The 17,159-nt window shown below is 62.6% G+C and carries 15 protein-coding genes; 3 read left to right on the top strand and 12 right to left on the bottom strand.

The annotated features are described in order from the left end of the window. Positions 1–79 precede the first annotated feature (79 nt). Both dnaG and rpsU read right to left on the bottom strand, forming a co-directional pair. Positions 80–1,828 carry a DNA primase gene (gene dnaG, locus J2887_RS18425; protein ID WP_227172585.1) on the bottom strand — a complete coding sequence of 583 codons (1,749 nt, stop codon included), beginning with the start codon at positions 1,826–1,828 and terminating at the stop codon, positions 80–82. A gap of 151 nt (positions 1,829–1,979) precedes the next feature. Further along, a complete protein-coding gene (rpsU, locus tag J2887_RS18420) occupies positions 1,980–2,195 on the bottom strand; it encodes a 30S ribosomal protein S21 (RefSeq protein WP_004578868.1) in 216 nt (71 codons plus the stop codon). A 302-nt stretch (positions 2,196–2,497) separates the two neighbouring features. On the opposite strand from rpsU, the gene tsaD reads away from it, so the two are divergent. Beyond that, entirely contained in the window at positions 2,498–3,559 is a 1,062-nt protein-coding gene (tsaD, locus tag J2887_RS18415) for a tRNA (adenosine(37)-N6)-threonylcarbamoyltransferase complex transferase subunit TsaD (protein ID WP_227172584.1), read from the top strand. Positions 3,560–3,571: 12 nt separating this feature from the next. On the opposite strand, the gene plsY is transcribed toward tsaD, so the two are convergent. Beyond that, positions 3,572–4,165 carry a glycerol-3-phosphate 1-O-acyltransferase PlsY gene (plsY, locus tag J2887_RS18410; RefSeq protein WP_227172583.1) on the bottom strand — a complete coding sequence of 198 codons (594 nt, stop codon included), beginning with the start codon at positions 4,163–4,165 and terminating at the stop codon, positions 3,572–3,574. A 156-nt stretch (positions 4,166–4,321) separates the two neighbouring features. Between plsY and folB the strand changes: the two genes are divergently transcribed. Together folB and folK (J2887_RS18400) are read left to right on the top strand one after the other, a co-directional pair. Further along, positions 4,322–4,681 carry a dihydroneopterin aldolase gene (folB, locus tag J2887_RS18405; RefSeq protein WP_227172582.1) on the top strand — a complete coding sequence of 120 codons (360 nt, stop codon included), beginning with the start codon at positions 4,322–4,324 and terminating at the stop codon, positions 4,679–4,681. After that, positions 4,678–5,199 carry a 2-amino-4-hydroxy-6-hydroxymethyldihydropteridine diphosphokinase gene (folK, locus tag J2887_RS18400; RefSeq protein WP_227172581.1) on the top strand — a complete coding sequence of 174 codons (522 nt, stop codon included), beginning with the start codon at positions 4,678–4,680 and terminating at the stop codon, positions 5,197–5,199. Before folB ends, folK (J2887_RS18400) begins: the two co-directional genes overlap by 4 nt. Positions 5,200–5,262: 63 nt before the next feature. On the opposite strand, the gene pgi is transcribed toward folK (J2887_RS18400), so the two are convergent. The 9 genes from pgi to J2887_RS18355 form a co-directional block, all read right to left on the bottom strand. After that, complete coding sequence (pgi, locus tag J2887_RS18395) at positions 5,263–6,930, bottom strand: glucose-6-phosphate isomerase (RefSeq protein ID WP_227172580.1); 1,668 nt, start codon at positions 6,928–6,930, stop codon at positions 5,263–5,265. 28 nt (positions 6,931–6,958) lie between these two features. Beyond that, a complete protein-coding gene (gene panC / locus J2887_RS18390; RefSeq protein ID WP_227172579.1) occupies positions 6,959–7,813 on the bottom strand; it encodes a pantoate--beta-alanine ligase in 855 nt (284 codons plus the stop codon). After that, complete coding sequence (panB, locus tag J2887_RS18385) at positions 7,810–8,604, bottom strand: 3-methyl-2-oxobutanoate hydroxymethyltransferase (protein ID WP_227172578.1); 795 nt, start codon at positions 8,602–8,604, stop codon at positions 7,810–7,812. Before panB ends, panC begins: the two co-directional genes overlap by 4 nt. A 115-nt stretch (positions 8,605–8,719) precedes the next feature. Then, positions 8,720–9,232 (bottom strand): 2-amino-4-hydroxy-6-hydroxymethyldihydropteridine diphosphokinase, encoded by a 513-nt coding sequence (gene folK, locus J2887_RS18380; protein ID WP_227172577.1) that lies wholly within the window; start codon positions 9,230–9,232, stop codon positions 8,720–8,722. Next, positions 9,229–10,590 carry a polynucleotide adenylyltransferase PcnB gene (gene pcnB / locus J2887_RS18375; RefSeq protein ID WP_227172576.1) on the bottom strand — a complete coding sequence of 454 codons (1,362 nt, stop codon included), beginning with the start codon at positions 10,588–10,590 and terminating at the stop codon, positions 9,229–9,231. The genes folK (J2887_RS18380) and pcnB overlap by 4 nt, the downstream gene beginning before the upstream one ends. Before the next feature lie 847 nt (positions 10,591–11,437). After that, the gene (locus J2887_RS18370; RefSeq protein ID WP_227172575.1) at positions 11,438–12,526 is read right to left on the bottom strand and encodes an IS630 family transposase; all 1,089 of its coding nucleotides are present in this window, start codon (positions 12,524–12,526) and stop codon (positions 11,438–11,440) included. A 76-nt stretch (positions 12,527–12,602) separates the two neighbouring features. Continuing rightward, on the bottom strand, positions 12,603–13,994 hold the full coding sequence (locus tag J2887_RS18365; RefSeq protein WP_227172574.1) for a sigma-54-dependent transcriptional regulator: 1,392 nt from the start codon (positions 13,992–13,994) through the stop codon (positions 12,603–12,605). A 1-nt stretch (position 13,995) separates the two neighbouring features. Beyond that, complete coding sequence (locus tag J2887_RS18360; RefSeq protein WP_227172573.1) at positions 13,996–16,965, bottom strand: ATP-binding protein; 2,970 nt, start codon at positions 16,963–16,965, stop codon at positions 13,996–13,998. Further along, positions 16,955–17,131, bottom strand: coding sequence for a hypothetical protein (locus J2887_RS18355; RefSeq protein WP_227172572.1), 177 nt, complete (start codon positions 17,129–17,131; stop codon positions 16,955–16,957). The genes J2887_RS18360 and J2887_RS18355 overlap by 11 nt, the downstream gene beginning before the upstream one ends. Positions 17,132–17,159: the final 28 nt, after the last annotated feature.

Raw genomic sequence — 17,159 nt, 5'->3', positions numbered from 1 at the left:
CGCCAGTTTGGGGCGGGCTGGCTTGACCCCGTTGCGCCAGGTTTCCCTGATGCGGTTTCCCCCGTTATCGCGCAGCCAGTTAGCCCGCCTCGTGACGGCTCAGCTGGCGCAGTTCCTGCCGCTCGGCATCGCTCAGGTCGGCGAGGCTGCGTTTCTCGTTCAGCAGCGCCGCCAGGCGTTGCTTGCGGGCCGCTTCCTGATCCGGTTGCAGCATCTCCCTGGCGACCGCCAGGGTCTGTTCCCGTTTGGGCACGTGTTCGATGCCGTCGAACAGGCCGAAAAAGCGCCCGTGGGCCTGGCTATCCAGGGCCAGGCGGCTGAGCAGCTGGCGTTGATCGCCGATCTGCTGCTGGTCAATCCAGCTGGCCAGCTGGCGGGCCTGGGGCAGCTGACGGTCGATCCGGGCCAGCTCCAGTACCTCGGTGGCCAGTTCCGGTGCTTCCACCAGAGCCAGGCACAGCAGGCTGTCCTTGTTCAGGCGCACGTCGATGCGCTCTTCCTGTATGCGGTCGCGGCGGTGACCAAATCGGCCAAACTTGCCACGACCACCGTCACCGCGCTGGTTGTTCTGCCAGTCGCGCTTGCCGCCACACAGTCTCAGCATTTCGTGCCACATGGCATCCCGCAGGGTGCAACGTGGCATCTTGTTCAGCAGCGGTTCCACCCGCGCCCGCAGTTCGCCGCGGTGCTCCGGGAGTGCCAGATCGAGTCCCTCGCTCTTGCGATTGAAGAGGTAGCGGGACAGCGGTGTGGCACCATCAATGCGCTGCTGGAACGCGTCCGGACCTTCCTTGCGCACCAGGGTGTCCGGATCTTCCCCCTGGGGCAGCATCAGAAACTGCAGATGGAGGCCATCCGCCAGCAGTTCCAGTGCGTTCTCCATGGCGCGATCGGCGGCACGGTGGCCGGCGGCGTCGCCATCAAAACAGAACACCAGGTGCCGGACCTGTCGCAGCAGCGCGGTCAGACTGTCCTGGTTGGTCGCCGTGCCCAGCGTGGCGACAGCGTAGTGAATGCCGTGCTGGGCCAGGGCGATGACGTCCATATAGCCTTCCACCACCAGCAAGCGGTCGAGCTGGCGGATGGCCTGACGGGCTTCGAAAAGACCGTAAATCTCCCGGCTCTTGTGGAAGACATCGGACTCGGGCGAATTGATGTACTTCGCCTTGTCGTCTCCCAGGGTCCGCCCGCCAAAGGCAACGGTGCGTCCGCGGCTGTTGCGGATCGGAAACATGATCCGGTTGCGGAACAGATCCCGGGGCCGGCCATAGCGGTCAGACACCGTGCCGGTTTCCATCAGCGGGCCCTTGAGGTCGGCCGCGGCCGCCTCAAACAGTGCGGTGCCGGTGCCCGGCGCAAAGCCGAGCTGGTAGCGCTCGGTTGTGGCGGCGTCGAGCCCCCGTTGTTGCAGGTAGTCCCGGGCGTAATTGCCCTGGGGGCTGCGCAGCGTGCCCTGATAGAACTGGCTGGCAAAATCCAGCGCGTCGGTTAGTGTCCTGGCCTGTTGCATCTCCTGGCGGGCCACTCGGTCGTAGGGCACTTCCAGTCCCTGGCGACGGGCCAGCTCTTCAACGGCGTCGGTAAATCCCAGACCGTCAAACTCGCGGATGAAACTGATGGCGTCCCCGTGGGCGCCACAGCCGAAGCAGTGATAGAAGCCCTTATCGGGGCGGACGTTGAACGACGGGGTCTTTTCGTCGTGAAAAGGGCAGCAGGCCTTATAGTTTCCGCCGGCCTTTTTCAGGGTGATGCGCGACCCGATCAGCTCCGCAAGGTCGATGCGGTCTAGCAGCTCTTCGACAAAGCGTTGCGGGATCAAGCCACTCATGGGAACTCCGGAGGCATAGGGCTGCGGTGATTGACGGCGGCCAAAGCCAAAAATGCCGTCGAAGCGGGGCCTCGACGGCATTCTGGAAGCGCAACCCGAAACCGATGGGTCGCGACTTGGAGCTTGCAGTCAAGCAAGCGCCGGGTACAACTCAGTACAGGCGCTCGAACTTGCGCTGTTCCCGCTGCAGCTTCTTGAGATGACGCTTGACGGCAGCGGCGGCCTTGCGCTTGCGAACGGCAGTCGGCTTCTCGTAGTGCTCGCGACGACGAACTTCCGACAGGATGCCTGCTTTTTCGCAGGAACGCTTGAAGCGACGCAGTGCTACGTCAAACGGCTCATTCTCTTTCACTTTAACAGCTGGCATTCGAAAATCACCTACCTATTATGGAATCGGTTTCAGTTTTAAAGGTGTGCAGACAGGTCCACTTGTACCTGCGGTGCAGTACACAGCGACTCGTTGCTCGCCAGCCCACTCCTGCACACCTTCCATTGTATCGCCTGGTAAGATTGAACAAAACTCGACCAGTGCGATTTTGGGGCGGCAATGATAGCGCTTTGATCACTCGATGGTCAATGGCCGCTGTGGAAAACTGCCGTCGGCCGGCGCCGTTCTGGTAGAATCCCGGGCTTCTGTTTCCCCCAACCAACGCAAGACGTGAGCGAGTTATGCTGATTCTGGGTATTGAGACCTCCTGCGACGAGACCGGTGTGGCGCTGTATGACAGCGAGCAGGGCCTGCTGGCCCATGCCCTGTTCAGCCAGGTGGACATGCATGCCGATTACGGCGGCGTGGTGCCGGAACTGGCCTCGCGGGACCATGTCCGCAAACTGCTGCCGCTATGCGATGAGGTGTTGGAGCGCGGTAGCCGCAAGCGGGCCGACCTTGACGGTATCGCCTACACCGCTGGGCCGGGCCTGGTGGGGGCGCTGATGGTGGGCGGCTCGGTGGCTCACGCCCTCGGTTTTGCACTGGGCGTGCCGGTGCTGGGGGTGCATCACATGGAAGGCCATCTGCTGGCGCCGATGCTGGAAGAACAGCCGCCGGCGTTCCCGTTTGTGGCCCTGCTGGTGTCCGGTGGCCACACCCAGCTGGTGCAGGTGGATGGCATCGGCCAGTACCGGTTGCTGGGGGAATCGGTGGACGACGCCGCCGGTGAGGCTTTTGACAAGGCCGCCAAGATGCTGGGGCTGGATTACCCGGGGGGACCGCGGGTGGCAGCCCTGGCGGAACAGGGACGGGATGGTCGCTATAAATTTCCGCGACCGATGACGGATCGCCCGGGGCTGGATTTCAGCTTCAGTGGTCTGAAGACCTTCACGCTGAATACGGTGACCGCGGCGGAACAGGCCGGCACCTTGGATGATCAGACCCGGGCGGACATTGCCCGTGCCTTTGAGACCGCCGTGGTGGACACTCTGGCAATCAAGTGTCGCCGGGCACTGCAGCAGACCGGCTGTCGGCGTCTGGTGATGGCCGGCGGCGTCAGTGCCAACCGGCGTCTGCGCTCGGCACTGGCGGAGATGGCGCAGAAGCTGCGGGCAGAGGTGTTCTACGCCCGGCCAGAGTTCTGCACCGACAACGGTGCGATGATCGCCTACGCCGGTTGTCAGCGTCTGCTGGCTGGCCAGCGTGATGGTGAGCGCATCGTTGCGGTGCCACGCTGGCCCATGGACCAGTTGCCTCCGCTGGAGGCCGAGTGCCTGGAGGGCCTGGCGCCCCAGCGCTAAGCCGTTGCCATGCTAAAATCTGGATTCCCGCCCCTGGGCCAGACGAATCAGGTTGTTGCGGTGGCGAACGACGATCAGCAGCGCCAGCAGGCCAAACAGGGGCAGGGTGTCCGGCTCAATCAGCGCACTGACCAGGGGACCGCACACCACGGCGACAATCGAGGCCAGTGCCGAGATGCGCCAGCGCCACATCACCACGCCCCACACCGCACTGATCAATAATGTGGTCAACGGTGCCAGCGCCAGCCCCGAGCCCAGCGCGGTGGCCACGCCCTTGCCGCCCTTGAAGCGAAAGTACAGCGGGATCATATGACCGGTGACCGCAAACAGCGCCACCATGGCCTGCGCCAGCAGTGACAGCCCGGCCTGATGGGCCAGCCACACCGGCAACCAGCCCTTGGCGGCATCCAGTACCAGTGTTGCCAGTGCCGGCGCCCAGCCGCCGGTGCGGTAGACGTTGGTGGCGCCGGGGTTGCCCGAGCCCTGGGCGCGGGTGTCCGGCAGTCCCCATGCCTGGCAGACCGGTACCGCAAACAGCACCGAGCCCAGCAAATAGGCCAGGGCACAGAACAGGGTGGTCAGCAATGGCTCGTTGATCGCGATCATGGGAGTAGGACGGGCACCACTCAAGTGTGCGAAAATCCCCGCGCTGGCGCGAGCGGGCAGTCGGTCCTACAGTATCGAGTTGCCCCGGGCGGTTCAATTAGCTATCGGTCGCAAGGCCGGCCTGGCAGGCAGAAGCGGTAAGAGAGGTAGTCTCTGGTGACGGATTTGGTGTTGATAGAAGGGCTCGCGGTGGACGCCGTGATCGGTGTGTACGACTGGGAGCGGGAAATCACCCAGAACCTGTTGGTGGATCTGGAGATGGCCTGGGACAACCGTCGACCGGCGGCCAGTGACGACGTTGAGCTGGCGCTGGACTATGCCGATGTCAGTTCCCGGGTGAGCGGGTTTCTGCAACGGCGACAGTCCCAGCTGCTGGAAACCGCCGCCGAGGAACTGGCCGCTGACCTGCGGCAACACTACGGTATTGCCTGGCTGGCGCTGACCCTGCGCAAACCCGGCGCGGTGCCGCAGGCACGGTCGGTCGGTGTGCGTATTGAGCGGGGACAGAAGCCGTGACGGGGGCGGTGGAGGTGCTGGTCAGCATTGGCAGCAACGTCGATCGGGAACGCTACGTCTCCGCAGCGCTGGATGCCCTCAGCGAGGCCTTTGGCGAACTGCGGATCTCGTCGGTCTATGAGAGTGAGGCGGTGGGCTTCAATGGCTCGCCGTTCTTCAACCTGGTGGTCGCTCTTTACACCGATGATCCGGTGGCCACCCTGTCACGACGATTCAAGCAGATTGAAGCGGACAACGGCCGCCGTCGTGACGCCCCCAAGTTCAGCGCCCGCACCCTGGATCTGGACATCCTCACCTACGGTGACGCCGCCGGTATCATCGATGGCGTGGAACTGCCCCGGGGGGAAATCCTCCACAACGCCTTTGTGCTGTGGCCGATGGCGGAAATTGCCCCGGAGCAGGCGCACCCGCTGAATGGACAGACCTACCAGGCGTTATGGCAGGCCTACGACCGTGACCAGAAGCTCTGGGTGGTGCCGTTCCAGTGGCGGGGGCAGACCATTTCACCCCGGCCCTGAGGCCATTTGGGGCGTCCTGCTTTATTCATTCGGCGGTAGGTCAGCGAATGAGCCGGAGGGGCGCTAGCGCTCGTGGTGGTGACGGGAACGGAACAGCGCAATCAGCCCGTCGGTCGAGCTGTCTGAACTGCCAGGCAGCGGTGACGGGCTTTGCAGGCGTTGCAGGATGTCGGCGCCCAACTGCTTGCCCAACTCCACGCCCCACTGATCAAACGAATCCAGATCCCAGATCACGCCCTGAGCGTAGGTCTTGTGCTCGTAGAGTGCGATCAACGCGCCCACGATCCTGGGGGTGGCGCGCTCAAACAACAGGGTGTTGGTGGGTTTGTTGCCCGGAATGACCTTGTGGCGAGCCAACCGGTCCACCTCTTCCGGTGGCAGGCCCTGCTGCTCCAGCTCGGTGCGGGCTTCCGCTTCGGTTTTGCCCTGCATCAGCGCCTGGGTCTGGCTCAGGCAGTTGGCGAACAGGATGGCGTGGTGGCTGGCCACCGGGTTGTGGGTCTGCAGGGGGATGATGAAGTCCGCCGGCGACAGCCGGGTGCCCTGGTGCAGCAACTGGTGATAGGCGTGCTGACCATTGGCGCCGGCGCCGCCCCAGATGATGGGGCCGGTGTCATAGTCCACCGGGTCGCCGTGCTGGGTCACGCACTTGCCGTTACTCTCCATATCCAGTTGCTGCAGGTGGGCCGGCAGCCCCCGCAGGTAGTGATCGTAGGGGAGGATGGCGTGGGCATCGGCGCCCCAGAAATTGCCGTACCAGATGCCTAACAACGCCTGGATCACCGGCAGGTTGCGCTCCAGTGGCGCAGTGCGGAAATGCTGGTCCATGGTGTGGGCGCCAGACAACAGGGAGCGGAAGTTCTCCATGCCGATGGTCAGTGCGGTTGGCAAACCGATGGCGGACCACAGCGAGTAGCGGCCTCCCACCCAGTCCCACATCGGGAAGATGTTCTCTTCGGCGATGCCGAAATCAATCGCGGCCTCGGGCTTGGCGGTCACCGCCACAAAGTGCTTGCTGATGTGCTCCTCACGGCCGCCGTTGTGGAGGAACCATTCCCTGGCCACCTTGGTGTTTTCCAGCGTTTCCTGGGTACGGAAGGACTTGGACTGGATCAGGAACAGGGTGGTTTCGGGGTTGATGTAACGCAGCACCTCGGTGATGTGGCTGCCGTCAATGTTGGCGACGTAGTGGCAGTTGAGGTGGCCGTGCCAATATGGCTTGAGCGCCGCCGATACCAACTTGGGGCCGAGAAACGAGCCGCCGATGCCAATGCTGACCACGTCGGTAAAGGGCTTGTTGGAGAACCCGCGCCACTGGGTGCTGCGGATACGCCAGACAAATTCCTCCATACGCGCCAGGGTGCTGCGCACCTCGGGCATGATGTCCTGGCCGTCCACCTGAATGGCTTCGTCGCTGAGGTTGCGAAGCGCCACGTGCAGGGCTGGTCGCTGCTCGCTGAGGTTGACGGTGTCGCCCTGGAACAGCGCTTCAATCCGCTCCGGCAGCTGACAGCGCCGGGCCAGCGCCATCAGCAGCGCCAGGGTGTCGTCGGTGATCAGGTTCTTGGAGTAATCCAGCGACAGCCCGGCGGCTTCGGTAAAGTAGCGCCGGAACCGGTCCCGGTCGAGGGCGAACAGCTCCCGCATGTGCACCGACTGCATCTCACCCTGATGCTTGCGCAGGGCTTGCCATTCTTCAAGTTCGGTCAGGCGTTTGCGGGCCTCGGCCATGGTCGGGTTCCTTGTCGGGAGCTGGGTGTCAGGCGCGCTGGATGGACAGGTTGTCGATCAGGCGGGTAGTGCCCAGAAACGCTGCCGCCAGGATCGTCAGGTCCCGCTCGCCGGAACGGGGTGGTTTCAGGCTCAGGCTGCTGACGATGTTCACGTACTCCGGGCGAAAGCCCAGCCGCTTGAGTTCGTCCATGGCGTCCTGTTCCAGTCCGGGGATGGCGTCGTCGTCTGCGTTGGCCAGCTTGCCCGCGGTGTCCTGAAGCACCCGTTGCAGGCCCGGGGCGCGCTGGCGGTCTTCCTCGCTGAGGTAGCCATTGCGGGAGCTGAGTGCCAGGCCATCCTCATCGCGGACGGTGGGCGCGCCGATGACTTCCACCGGCAACATCAGGTCCCGCACCAGCTTGCGAATCACCGCCAGCTGCTGGAAATCCTTCTCGCCAAACACCGCAATGTCCGGCTGGACCATGTTGAACAGCATGGTCACCACGGTGGCGACGCCCTCAAAATGGCCCGGACGTCCAGCGCCGCAATGGCCTTCGCTGACACCCGGTACCACCACCTGGGTCTGCTGGACCAGGCCTTCAGGGTAGATCTCGCTGACCGGCGGGGCGAACACCAGGGTGTTGCCACTGGCGTCGAGTTTGTCCTGATCGGCCCGCAGGGTGCGGGGGTAGCTGTCCAGATCCTCGTTGGCACCGAACTGCATCGGGTTGACGAAGATGCTGGTAACCACCACATCGGCGGCATCCAGGGCTTTGGTTACCAGTGACAGGTGACCGTCGTGCAGATTGCCCATGGTGGGTACCAGACCAATACGTTTGCCCTGGGCCCGGTAGCTTTGCAGGATGGTTCGCAGTTCCTTGACCTTGTGTACGGTTCTCATGCCTGGAAACTGTGCTCCTCAGCGGGGAATTGACGGTGTCGCACGGCGTCGACGTACGCCTTGATAGCGTCCTGGACGGAATCTGATTCCGCCAGGAAGTTTTTCACGAACCGCGGCGGCCGTCCCGGAGTCAGGCCCAGCATGTCGTGAACCACCAGTACCTGACCATCGGTGTCAGCGCCGGCACCAATGCCGATCACCGGGGCCTTGACTGCCTGGGTGATGCGGGCAGCCAGGGGCGCCGGCACGCATTCCAGCAGGATGACATCGGCGCCGGCCCGCTCCAGCAGGCAGGCGTGCTCGATCATCTGCTCGGCGTGGTGTTCATCGCGCCCCTGCACCTTGTAGCCACCAAACTTGTTGACGAACTGGGGCGTTAGACCCAGGTGAGCGCACACCGGAATGCCGCGTTGGCTCAGGGCGGTGATGGTGTCGGTCATCCAGTCGGTGCCTTCCAGTTTGACCATCTGGGCACCGGCCCGCATCAGTTCGGCAGCGTTATTGAGTGCCTGCTCAGTGGTACCGTAGGACATGAAGGGCATATCGGCCATCACCAGGGCGCCCTGATTGCCCTTGGCCACAGCCCGGGTGTGGTAGACCATCTGTTCCATGGTTACCGGCAGCGTGCTGTCATGGCCCTGCAGCACCATGCCCAGGGAGTCACCAATGAGGATGACATCCACGCCGGCTGAGCTGACGGTGTGGGCAAAGGTGGCGTCGTAGGAGGTCAGAACGGCAAAGGCTTCGCCTTTCTGTTTGTACTCTCGCAGGGTATTGATGGTCACAGCCATAGGAATCTTGCCTTCTGTAGACTGGGTCAAGACGTGGGCCGGCGGCCGCCGGCGCAATTAAACGACAAGGGTATCCCCGGCAACCGCGGGAGGCAAGCGGGCCCCCGGTGCGGGATCAAGCCGGTGTGGGGGCCTCGCCGGTGGGTGGCTCCAGCCGTTGCAGGCCGTTGTCGGCACAGCGATGTCGCAGCTCGGCCAGGGGGCGGCCATCGGGTAGCCGAAGATCGGGGGAGAGATCCAGCAGCGGCTGGAGTGCAAAGTCCCGGTTTGCCAGTTCCCGGTGCGGTACCGTCAGCCTTGGATCGTCGATGGTCTGGTTGCCGAACAACAGCAGGTCGAGATCCAGGGTGCGGGGGCCCCAGTGCCGCAGGCGGACGCGACCCTGGTTCTGTTCGATGGCCTGGAGTTCGTCCAGCAGCGCCAACGGCGACAGCTTGGTGCGCAGGTGCACCGCGCCATTGACGAAGTCCGGCTGGTCCTGGGGGCCGACCGGTCGGCTGCGGTAGAACGGTGACTGTGCCACCAGCGCCGAATCCGGCAGGCAGGCCAGCGCGCTGATGGCGCTGGCCAGTTGCGCCAGGGGATCGGCGAGGTTACTGCCGAGGCCGATAAAGGCGTCGGTGGTCATGCACTGGGCTTCCGGTTGGCGGGCTTGCGCCGCCGCCGCTTGGGACGGCCTCCGCCACTGCCGAGATCGCTGAGCATGCGCTCGCGGCCGCGCTCGTCGGTGGCCTGGAACTCGGTCCACCATTGGCCCAGGCCGGCTTCGATCTCACCGGCGCTCTCGCGCACCAGCAGGAAGTCGTAGGCGGCGCGGAAGCGGGGGTGCTCCATGGTGATGAGGGCACGTTTGCCGTGGCGGCGCGGCAGTCGCATCTGCATTTCCCAGATTTCCTTCATCGGGCCGGAGAAGCGTTTGGGGATCGAGGTGGCCTGAATCTGGCGTCCCATCACCTTGCCCATGGCCTGATGCAGTGCCGGCTGGACCGGTTCGCCATGGTCCTGACGCCGACGCCATTCCTGTTGCAGCGCCGGCCACAGCATGGCGGCGTACAGGAAATAGGGGGTGACCGACTTGCCTTTGCGGATACGGGCATCGGTGTTGCGCAGGGCCTGGCGGATCAGTTCGTCGGATTCGCCGGCCTCAATGGCGCGTACCGTGTCCGGGAACAGCGGTGCCAGCAGGCCATAATCCTGCAGCAGCTCGTAGGTGCGCTCGCCGTGGCCGGCGGAAAACAGCTTGAGCACTTCGTCAAACAGCCGGGCGGCGGGAATGTGTTCCAGCAGCGGGGCCAGTTCGCGAATCGGCGCTTCGGTGTCCGGCTCGATGGTGAAATCGAGTTTGGCGGCGAAGCGGATGGCCCGCAGCATCCGTACCGGGTCTTCCCGGTAACGGGTTTCCGGATCGCCGATCAGGCGAATCTCGCGGTTGTTGAGGTCGTTCACGCCACCGGCGAAATCGATGACGGTGAAGTCACGGATGCAGTAGTACAGCGCGTTGATGGTGAAGTCGCGTCGCAGAGCGTCCTCTTCCATATTGCCGTAGACGTTGTCCCGCAGCAGCTGGCCGTGCTCGTTGGTCTGGCGGTGGTCGCTGTCGTCCTGGTCGGCTTCCTGGGCGTTGCCGCGGAACGTGGTGACCTCGATCACCTCACGCCCAAACAGCACGTGGACGATGCGGAAGCGACGACCAATCAGCCGGGAGTTGCGGAACAGCTCGTGCACCTCTTCCGGTGTGGCGTTGGTGGCGATGTCGAAATCCTTGGGCTGGCCGTCCAGCAGGATATCGCGCACGCCGCCGCCCACCAGGTAGGCCTCGTAACCGGCCTTGTTCAGGCGGTTGAGCACTTTCTTGGCCGGTTCGCTGATCATGGAGCGGGAGACGTTGTGCTCGTCCCGGGGGATATCCCGACGCTCCAGCTTGCGGGTTTTTTTGCTGTTATTGCCAAGCAGGCGGGACAGGCTGGTCTTTACTTTATTAAGCATTGAATTCCGTCATTGCGTTACGCAAAAACGAGAGTTTAACGGTTTGGCGAGGATTTGCACACGGCTGGAGGGGAATGGGGGGCTGGCTGGCGTTTGTTGGTGCTCCAGATAACCAAAAGGCGGGCCGCTGTCGCGAACCCGCCTCCGAAGAATAGACGATCTGCATTGTTTTTGTTTTTGCCGGGCTTCTTCTTTGTGTTCTTGCCCCATCATAGGCCCCTACGGTCAGGGGCAAGCAAGGCAAACGGAACGCTTTGAATACATAGAGTGGACAGAAACTCGCTGTAAGATTGAAGCAGATATAGCGGCGCCTGGAGGACGATTCTTCTCTACATCTACAACTCACACGAGCCATGGGACCACTAAAAAGCAAAGTACCCAAAACACTCAGTTCGCTTGCGCTCTATTCTTGTTTTTGTTGCTGAGCGCTTCGTGCAGCTTTTTGTTTTTGTTTTGGCGCTGCCAGTCACCATTGTTTTTGTTGTTGTGCACCATAGAGATTGCACTGCGTGTGCCAGTTTTTAAAAAGCCTTTGTTAACAGTGGGTTAATATTTTGTAGTCTTTGGTGTTGGTGAATTATTAGACTAAAGTGTTACTCGAAGCCGGGTTCTTATACACCTTCCTGTTCCTTGCGGTAACACCGGGTAACACTGTTACCGCAGCGTTACACCCGTTGGGGATAACCGCGCTTTTGGCGGTTGTCCTCAAATCGCGCCGAGACGATTCGGCGTTGGTTGGGGGCTTCAAGGTGAAGGCGGAGAGGGGGGGAGTTGTGCCAAGGGGCTGGGCGACCGGGAAGTGGCCGCCCGAGGGGCTGGGAGTTAACCAGAGGCTCTCTAGTGTCCCTTAACAAAAGTTCGTCTTATTATTGATTTTGTCGGATAGCCGAGCGATTGACGCAATGATTTGATCGGCTGTTTTACGCCAGACAAACGGCTTGGGATTGTCGTTGTAGGTCGCAAGATAGTCTTTAATTGACGCTTCCAACTCGCGAGTACTGCGATGCGAGTTGCGCTTGATCCACCGCTCCGAGATCAGGGCAAAGAATCGTTCCACTAAGTTGACCCACGACGCCGAGGTTGGCGTGAAATGAACGTGGTATCTGGGTCTGGCAGCAAACCAGGCTCGCACCTTTTCGGTCTTATGAGTCCCGTAGTTGTCCATGACCAAGTGAATATCCAGATTCTCTGGAACCTCCCGGTCGATCTCATTCAAAAAGGCCAGAAACTCTTTGGCACGGTGTCGCCTATGAAGACGTCCGATAACCTCACCGGTGGCTACATCCAAGGCGGCAAACAGGGTGGTGGTGCCGTGACGAACGTAATCGTGCGTCCGAGTCTCTGAATAGCCAAACGACAGGGGGAGCGCCGGTTGGGTCCGGTTCAGCGCCTGTATCTGGCTTTTCTCATCCACGCACAGCACCAGAGCCCGGTCAGGCGGATTCATATACAACCCAACAATGTCGTGGACCTTGGCGACGAAGTGCGGGTCGGTTGAGAGCTTAAACGTCTCCAGGCGGTGAGGCTTCAGACCAAATGCCCGCCAGATTCGACTGATCGCCATGGCATTGAGGCCCGTTTCCTTGGCCATCAAGGTTGTCGACCAATGGGTCGCCTCCTTGGGCTTGGACTGTAGCGTTTTGTTGATGACCTCCGTGACCTTATCGTCATCAATACTGCGGGGCCGACCACTCCTGGGGGCATCGGTCAGCCCGGCCACCCGGAACTGCTCAAACCGCTTGCGCCACTTGCTGACCGTTTCGGCCGTCACGCCTACTCGCTCTCCGATCACTCGCCCGGGAAAACCCTCGGTGCTCAACAGGATCATTCGTGCTCGTTGTTGCTCAGCCGCAGGCATCTGCCGGCGACGAACCCACGAATTGAGCTCATCGCGTTCTTCGTCTGTAATAATCAAAGGGGTGACCGGTCGTCCCATTGCAGTAGCTCCCTCAATGCTTTCTGCAATTATAAACTTTAACCGCAAAAATTCGACGAACTTTTGTTAAGGGGCACTAGTTGCTTTTCTTGCGGGGGATGCCCAGGCGTTGGCGACGTTCCCACAGTGATTTGCGGCTGATGCCCAGTTTCTGAGCCAGTTCGGTCTCGCTCATGCGGTCCTGGTTCTCCAGTACGAAATGCTGGAAGTAGTCCTCCAGCGACAGATCGTTGGAGCCGTCGTTGTCCTGGGCCTGCTCGTTGTTGCCTTCCACCAGGCTCTCGGGGATGTTGACGTCTTCGCCTTCGGTCTCCAGGTCGAGCATGGCGGGGGAGATCAGGTCGCCATCCACCAGGATGCACGCCCGTTCGATGGCGTTTTCAAGTTCCCGCACGTTTCCGGGCCAGCGATGGCGCTGTAGCAGACGCATGGCTTCCGGGCTGAGGTTGAGGTTGGGGTTGCCCAATCTCTCGCTCTGGCGCTTGAGGAACTTGCGGGCCAGTCCAAGTACATCGGCCTGGCGCTCCCGCAGCGGTGGGATGCGAATCTGCACCACGTTCAGCCGATAATAGAGGTCTTCCCGGAATTCACCGGTGCGGGTCATCGCCTTGAGGTTGCGATGGGTGGCCGCAATCATGCGGACATTGACCTTGCGGCTCTGGGTGGAGCCGACCTTGCGAATCTCGCTCTCCTGCAACACCCGCAGCAAGCGGGCCTGGGCCTCGGCGGGCAGTTCGCCAATTTCGTCGAGGAACAGGCTGCCACCGTCCGCCGCCTCGATCAGCCCGGTGCGGGCAGACACCGCCCCGGTGAAGGCGCCCTTTTCGTGACCGAACAGCTCCGATTCAATCAGGCTTTCGGGAATGGCGGCGCAGTTGACCGAAATCAGCGGTTTTGACGCCCGGGGGCTGAGCAGGTGCAGGGCGCGGGCGGCCAGCTCCTTACCGGTACCGGATTCGCCATTCACCAGCACCGTGGTTTCGGTGGGCGCGACTTTGCGGATCAGGCGGAAGACCTGCTGCATGGCATCGCACTCGCCGTACATGATGCTGGAGGGGTCGTCCTCCGAGGCACCGGGTACCGGGGCGTCGTCGGCTTCCGTCTCGGCTGGAGCCTGGCGACGCTGGCTGAGGATGGCTTCCACAGCGGCCAGCATTTCATCGTGATCAAAAGGTTTGGCAATGTACTCCACCGCCCCCAGCTTCATCGAATCCACCGCGGAGCGCAGGCTGGCGTAGCTGGTCATGATCAGCACCGGCACGCTGGGGGCGCGATTGATCAGCTCGGTGCCGGGGGCGCCTGGCAGTCGCAGGTCGGAAATGATCAGATCAAACTGCTGCAGATTGTTGTCGCGCTCGGCTTCGTCCACCGAGCCGGCGTCAGCGACATCGTAGCCGGCATGCAGCAGCAGCTTGCGCAGCGCCGAGCGGATGATCTCTTCGTCTTCAACAATCAGGATACGGGGCATATCAGTTTTTTGACCTTTCGTTCCGGCTCGTCGGGGCGGTGTCGTTCTCGGCGTCGGCCTCGTAGGCGGGCAGTCTCAGGCGCACACAGGTGCCCCTCTCATCGGCGACGGGACTGTCGACCTGAATGTTGCCGTAGTGTTCTTCCACGATGCTGTACACCAGAGACAGTCCCAGGCCGGTTCCCTGGTTCGGGCCCTTGGTGGTGTAAAAGGGTTCGAAGATGTGATCCAGTTGATCCGCCGGAATACCGCTCCCTTCATCAGTGACCTCGATGATAGCGGAGTAGCCTTCCAGGTTTCCACCAATGCGGATGGTGCCGCCTTCCGGCGAGGCATCGCGGGCATTGGCCAGCAGGTTGACGAACACCTGCACCAGCCGCTGTTCATCCCCCAGCACCACCAGGTCGTCCGGGCAGTCGTTGAGGTAGCGGATGCCGCGCCCCTTGTCGCTGAGGGACAGCAGGTTGATGGACTCCTCCACGCAGCGGCGAATAACCGCCGGTTCGTATCGATTGGCCTGGGCGTGGTTGCCGGTACGGGCAAAGTTCATCAGTGACTGCAGGATGGTGGATATACGCCGGGTCTGTTGCTGGATCTGGTCGGCGGTGTGGAGAATATCCGGATCGTCGGTTTCCAGCTTCAGGTTCTGCGCCAGCGACGAGATGCCGGTAACCGGGTTGCCTACCTCGTGGGCGACACCGGCCGCCAGTCGTCCCACCGACGCCAGCCGTTCGCTGTGCATCAGCTCATCTTCCAGCAGTCGGGTCTCGGTCTGGTCTTCCACCAGGATGATGCTGCCGCCTTCGGGGTGATCGGGGCCGCTGAGGGCGGCACGGTGCAGGTTCAGCCAGTGGGGACGGCCGCGCAGATCCAGGCGGTGCTTGTAGCGGTGCAGGTCCGGGCCGTTGACGAAATCTTCCAGCAGGGTGTACCAGTGCTCTGGCAGCGCCAGCAGGCGCCCACCGACCACGTCGTCGGCGGCGATGCCGGTAAGTTGTTCCATGGCGTGGTTCCACATCAGCACCTCGCCGTCGTCACCCACTGAGCAGGCCGGAATGGGCAGGTTCTGCAGGGTCTGGCGATAGTGGCGGCGGAGATTGTCCAGCTCGGCGGCAAGCCCGGTTAGCTGGCTCTGGTAGTCGCCCAACGCTCGTTCCATATAGTGGATGTCCTGAGGGCCGCCATCGCTGGCCAGGGGCTTGAAGCCCAGACTGCGTTTGACCAGATCCCGGGACACCGTCGGCCCCAGCAGGCCGGACAGGTTGACCTCGATCTGGTCCCGCAGCCGCCGTAGCTGGTAGGGCCGGTATTCCACCGCGGGCAGTTTGAGCTGACTGATGGCGCGATCCACCTCGCGCTGGGCCACGTCCGACCCTAATGGCTCGGTCAGCTGCTGGACAAACTCCGTGGATGAGCCGGCCAGCAGCTCCCGCCGTTGTGGCCGTGACAGCGCGCCCCAGGAGCAGGCCTGGGCGGCGCTGGTCTCTTCGCTGTTGGGACGGGTGAGCATGGACACCAGGGCAAAGGTGGTGATGTTCAGGGTCAGGCTGAGGAAGATGAAGATATGCCAGTTGCTGTAGTCCGGCACCAGCGGTGCTCCCAGCTCGGCGAGGGGATTGGCGGCGTTGGAGAACGGCAGCACCAGCGTCAGCCCCCACACCGTCATGCCCACCAGCAGTCCGGCGATCAGCCCGCGGCGGTTGCCCTCCGGCCAGTAGATCACCCCCAGCGCGCCCGGCAGCAACTGCAGTACCCCGGACAACGACAGCATGCCGAGGATCGCCAGATCCAGGTTCTTGCCGAGGGTTTCGTGGAACAGCAGGGCTGTGAGAATGATCAGCCCCACGAGGATGCGTTTGACCCAGCGCAGCCAGCGGTAGATGTCACCGTGATCGGTGGGCGTGCGCAGGGGCAGTACGGTGTGGTTCAGCAGCATGCCGGCCAGGGCGAGGGTGCTGACGATCATCAGCCCGCTGGCGGCGGAAAGCCCGGCGATGTACATCAGCAGGGTCAGCGCCGGGCTGTCCAGGGCCTGGGCCAGTCCGATCACCAGATAGCTGGGGGGCGAGCTGGCGCCCAGCGCCTGGCCGGCCCAGAGGATGACCGGCACCGGCAGCCCCAGCAGCAACAGGTACAGCGGCAGGCCCCAGCTCGCCTTGGCCAGGGCCCGGGGGCTGGGGTTCTCGCTGAAGGTCATGTGGTACATGTGGGGCAGCACCAGCGCGGCGGCAAACGACATCAGCATCAGCGCCCGCCAACTGCCATCGTCGACGCTGAGTTTCATATAGCCGACCTGGGGTTGGTGGCTTGCCAGCCACTGCTCCAGACCATCCAGGCCGCCAAACACCGTGGTGAGGGCAACGCCGCCCAGTACCAGCAGGGCCACCACCTTGACCAGGGAATCGAAGGCGATCGCCGCCACCAGGCCGCGGTGACTCTCCGATCCCTGATCCCGCTGGGCGCCAAACAGCACCGCAAACAACAGCACAATCAGACTGAACAGCACCGCAATCATCTGCGGCGAGGTGTCCGGCGCCAGCAGCGCGGCGGATTCCGCCACCGCTTTGATCTGCATGCTGAGCAGCGACAGGATGGCGACGCCCGAGCACAGGGTGGCGAGGGTGCCGGCAAACTGACTGCGGTAGCGGAACGCGAACAGATCCGCCAGTGATGTCAGTTGGTAGGCCCGGGCAATCCGCAGGATCGGGTTGAGCAGCACCGGTGCCAGCAGGAAGGCGCCGCTGATGCCCAGATAGTAGGCCAGGAAGCCGTAGCCGGTTTCCGCCGCCACGCCAAGAGCGCCATAGACCGCCCAGATACCGGCGTAGACCCCCAGGCTGAGGATGTACACCACCGGGTGCTGCAGCCAGGCGCGAAACATGGCGCCGCGCTCGGTCAGGTGGGCGATGCTGAACAACAGAGAAAGATAGAGAAAGCTGCAGGTGAGCAGCGTGGTCAGACTAAAACTCATTGGGGTCCCGTCGCCATTCCAGCCAGAAGCCCACGGCAATCAGAGCACCCCACAACAGGTAGGGGGTGTACCAGGCATTCCCGGGGGCAATCCACCAGTCGAGGATGTTGGGGGAGAATATGTAGATGGCCAGTACCAGCAGGAAGACCAGTCGGTAGATATACATCGGTACAGCGTCCCGAATGTGATGACAG

Source organism: Marinobacter sp. CA1 (assembly GCF_020546665.1).
GTDB lineage: Bacteria > Pseudomonadota > Gammaproteobacteria > Pseudomonadales > Oleiphilaceae > Marinobacter > Marinobacter xestospongiae.
This window is presented reverse-complemented; position numbering and strand designations above follow the sequence as displayed.

Coding starts and splice junctions, on each gene's coding strand:
- dnaG (WP_227172585.1), bottom strand. CDS start 1,828: ATGAGTGGCTTGATCCCGCAACGCTTTGTCGAAGAGCTGCTAGACCGC.
- rpsU (WP_004578868.1), bottom strand. CDS start 2,195: ATGCCAGCTGTTAAAGTGAAAGAGAATGAGCCGTTTGACGTAGCACTG.
- tsaD (WP_227172584.1), top strand. CDS start 2,498: ATGCTGATTCTGGGTATTGAGACCTCCTGCGACGAGACCGGTGTGGCG.
- plsY (WP_227172583.1), bottom strand. CDS start 4,165: ATGATCGCGATCAACGAGCCATTGCTGACCACCCTGTTCTGTGCCCTG.
- pgi (WP_227172580.1), bottom strand. CDS start 6,930: ATGGCCGAGGCCCGCAAACGCCTGACCGAACTTGAAGAATGGCAAGCC.
- panC (WP_227172579.1), bottom strand. CDS start 7,813: ATGAGAACCGTACACAAGGTCAAGGAACTGCGAACCATCCTGCAAAGC.
- panB (WP_227172578.1), bottom strand. CDS start 8,604: ATGGCTGTGACCATCAATACCCTGCGAGAGTACAAACAGAAAGGCGAA.
- folK (WP_227172577.1), bottom strand. CDS start 9,232: ATGACCACCGACGCCTTTATCGGCCTCGGCAGTAACCTCGCCGATCCC.
- pcnB (WP_227172576.1), bottom strand. CDS start 10,590: ATGCTTAATAAAGTAAAGACCAGCCTGTCCCGCCTGCTTGGCAATAAC.
- J2887_RS18370 (WP_227172575.1), bottom strand. CDS start 12,526: ATGGGACGACCGGTCACCCCTTTGATTATTACAGACGAAGAACGCGAT.
- J2887_RS18365 (WP_227172574.1), bottom strand. CDS start 13,994: ATGCCCCGTATCCTGATTGTTGAAGACGAAGAGATCATCCGCTCGGCG.
- J2887_RS18360 (WP_227172573.1), bottom strand. CDS start 16,965: ATGAGTTTTAGTCTGACCACGCTGCTCACCTGCAGCTTTCTCTATCTT.
- J2887_RS18355 (WP_227172572.1), bottom strand. CDS start 17,131: ATGTATATCTACCGACTGGTCTTCCTGCTGGTACTGGCCATCTACATA.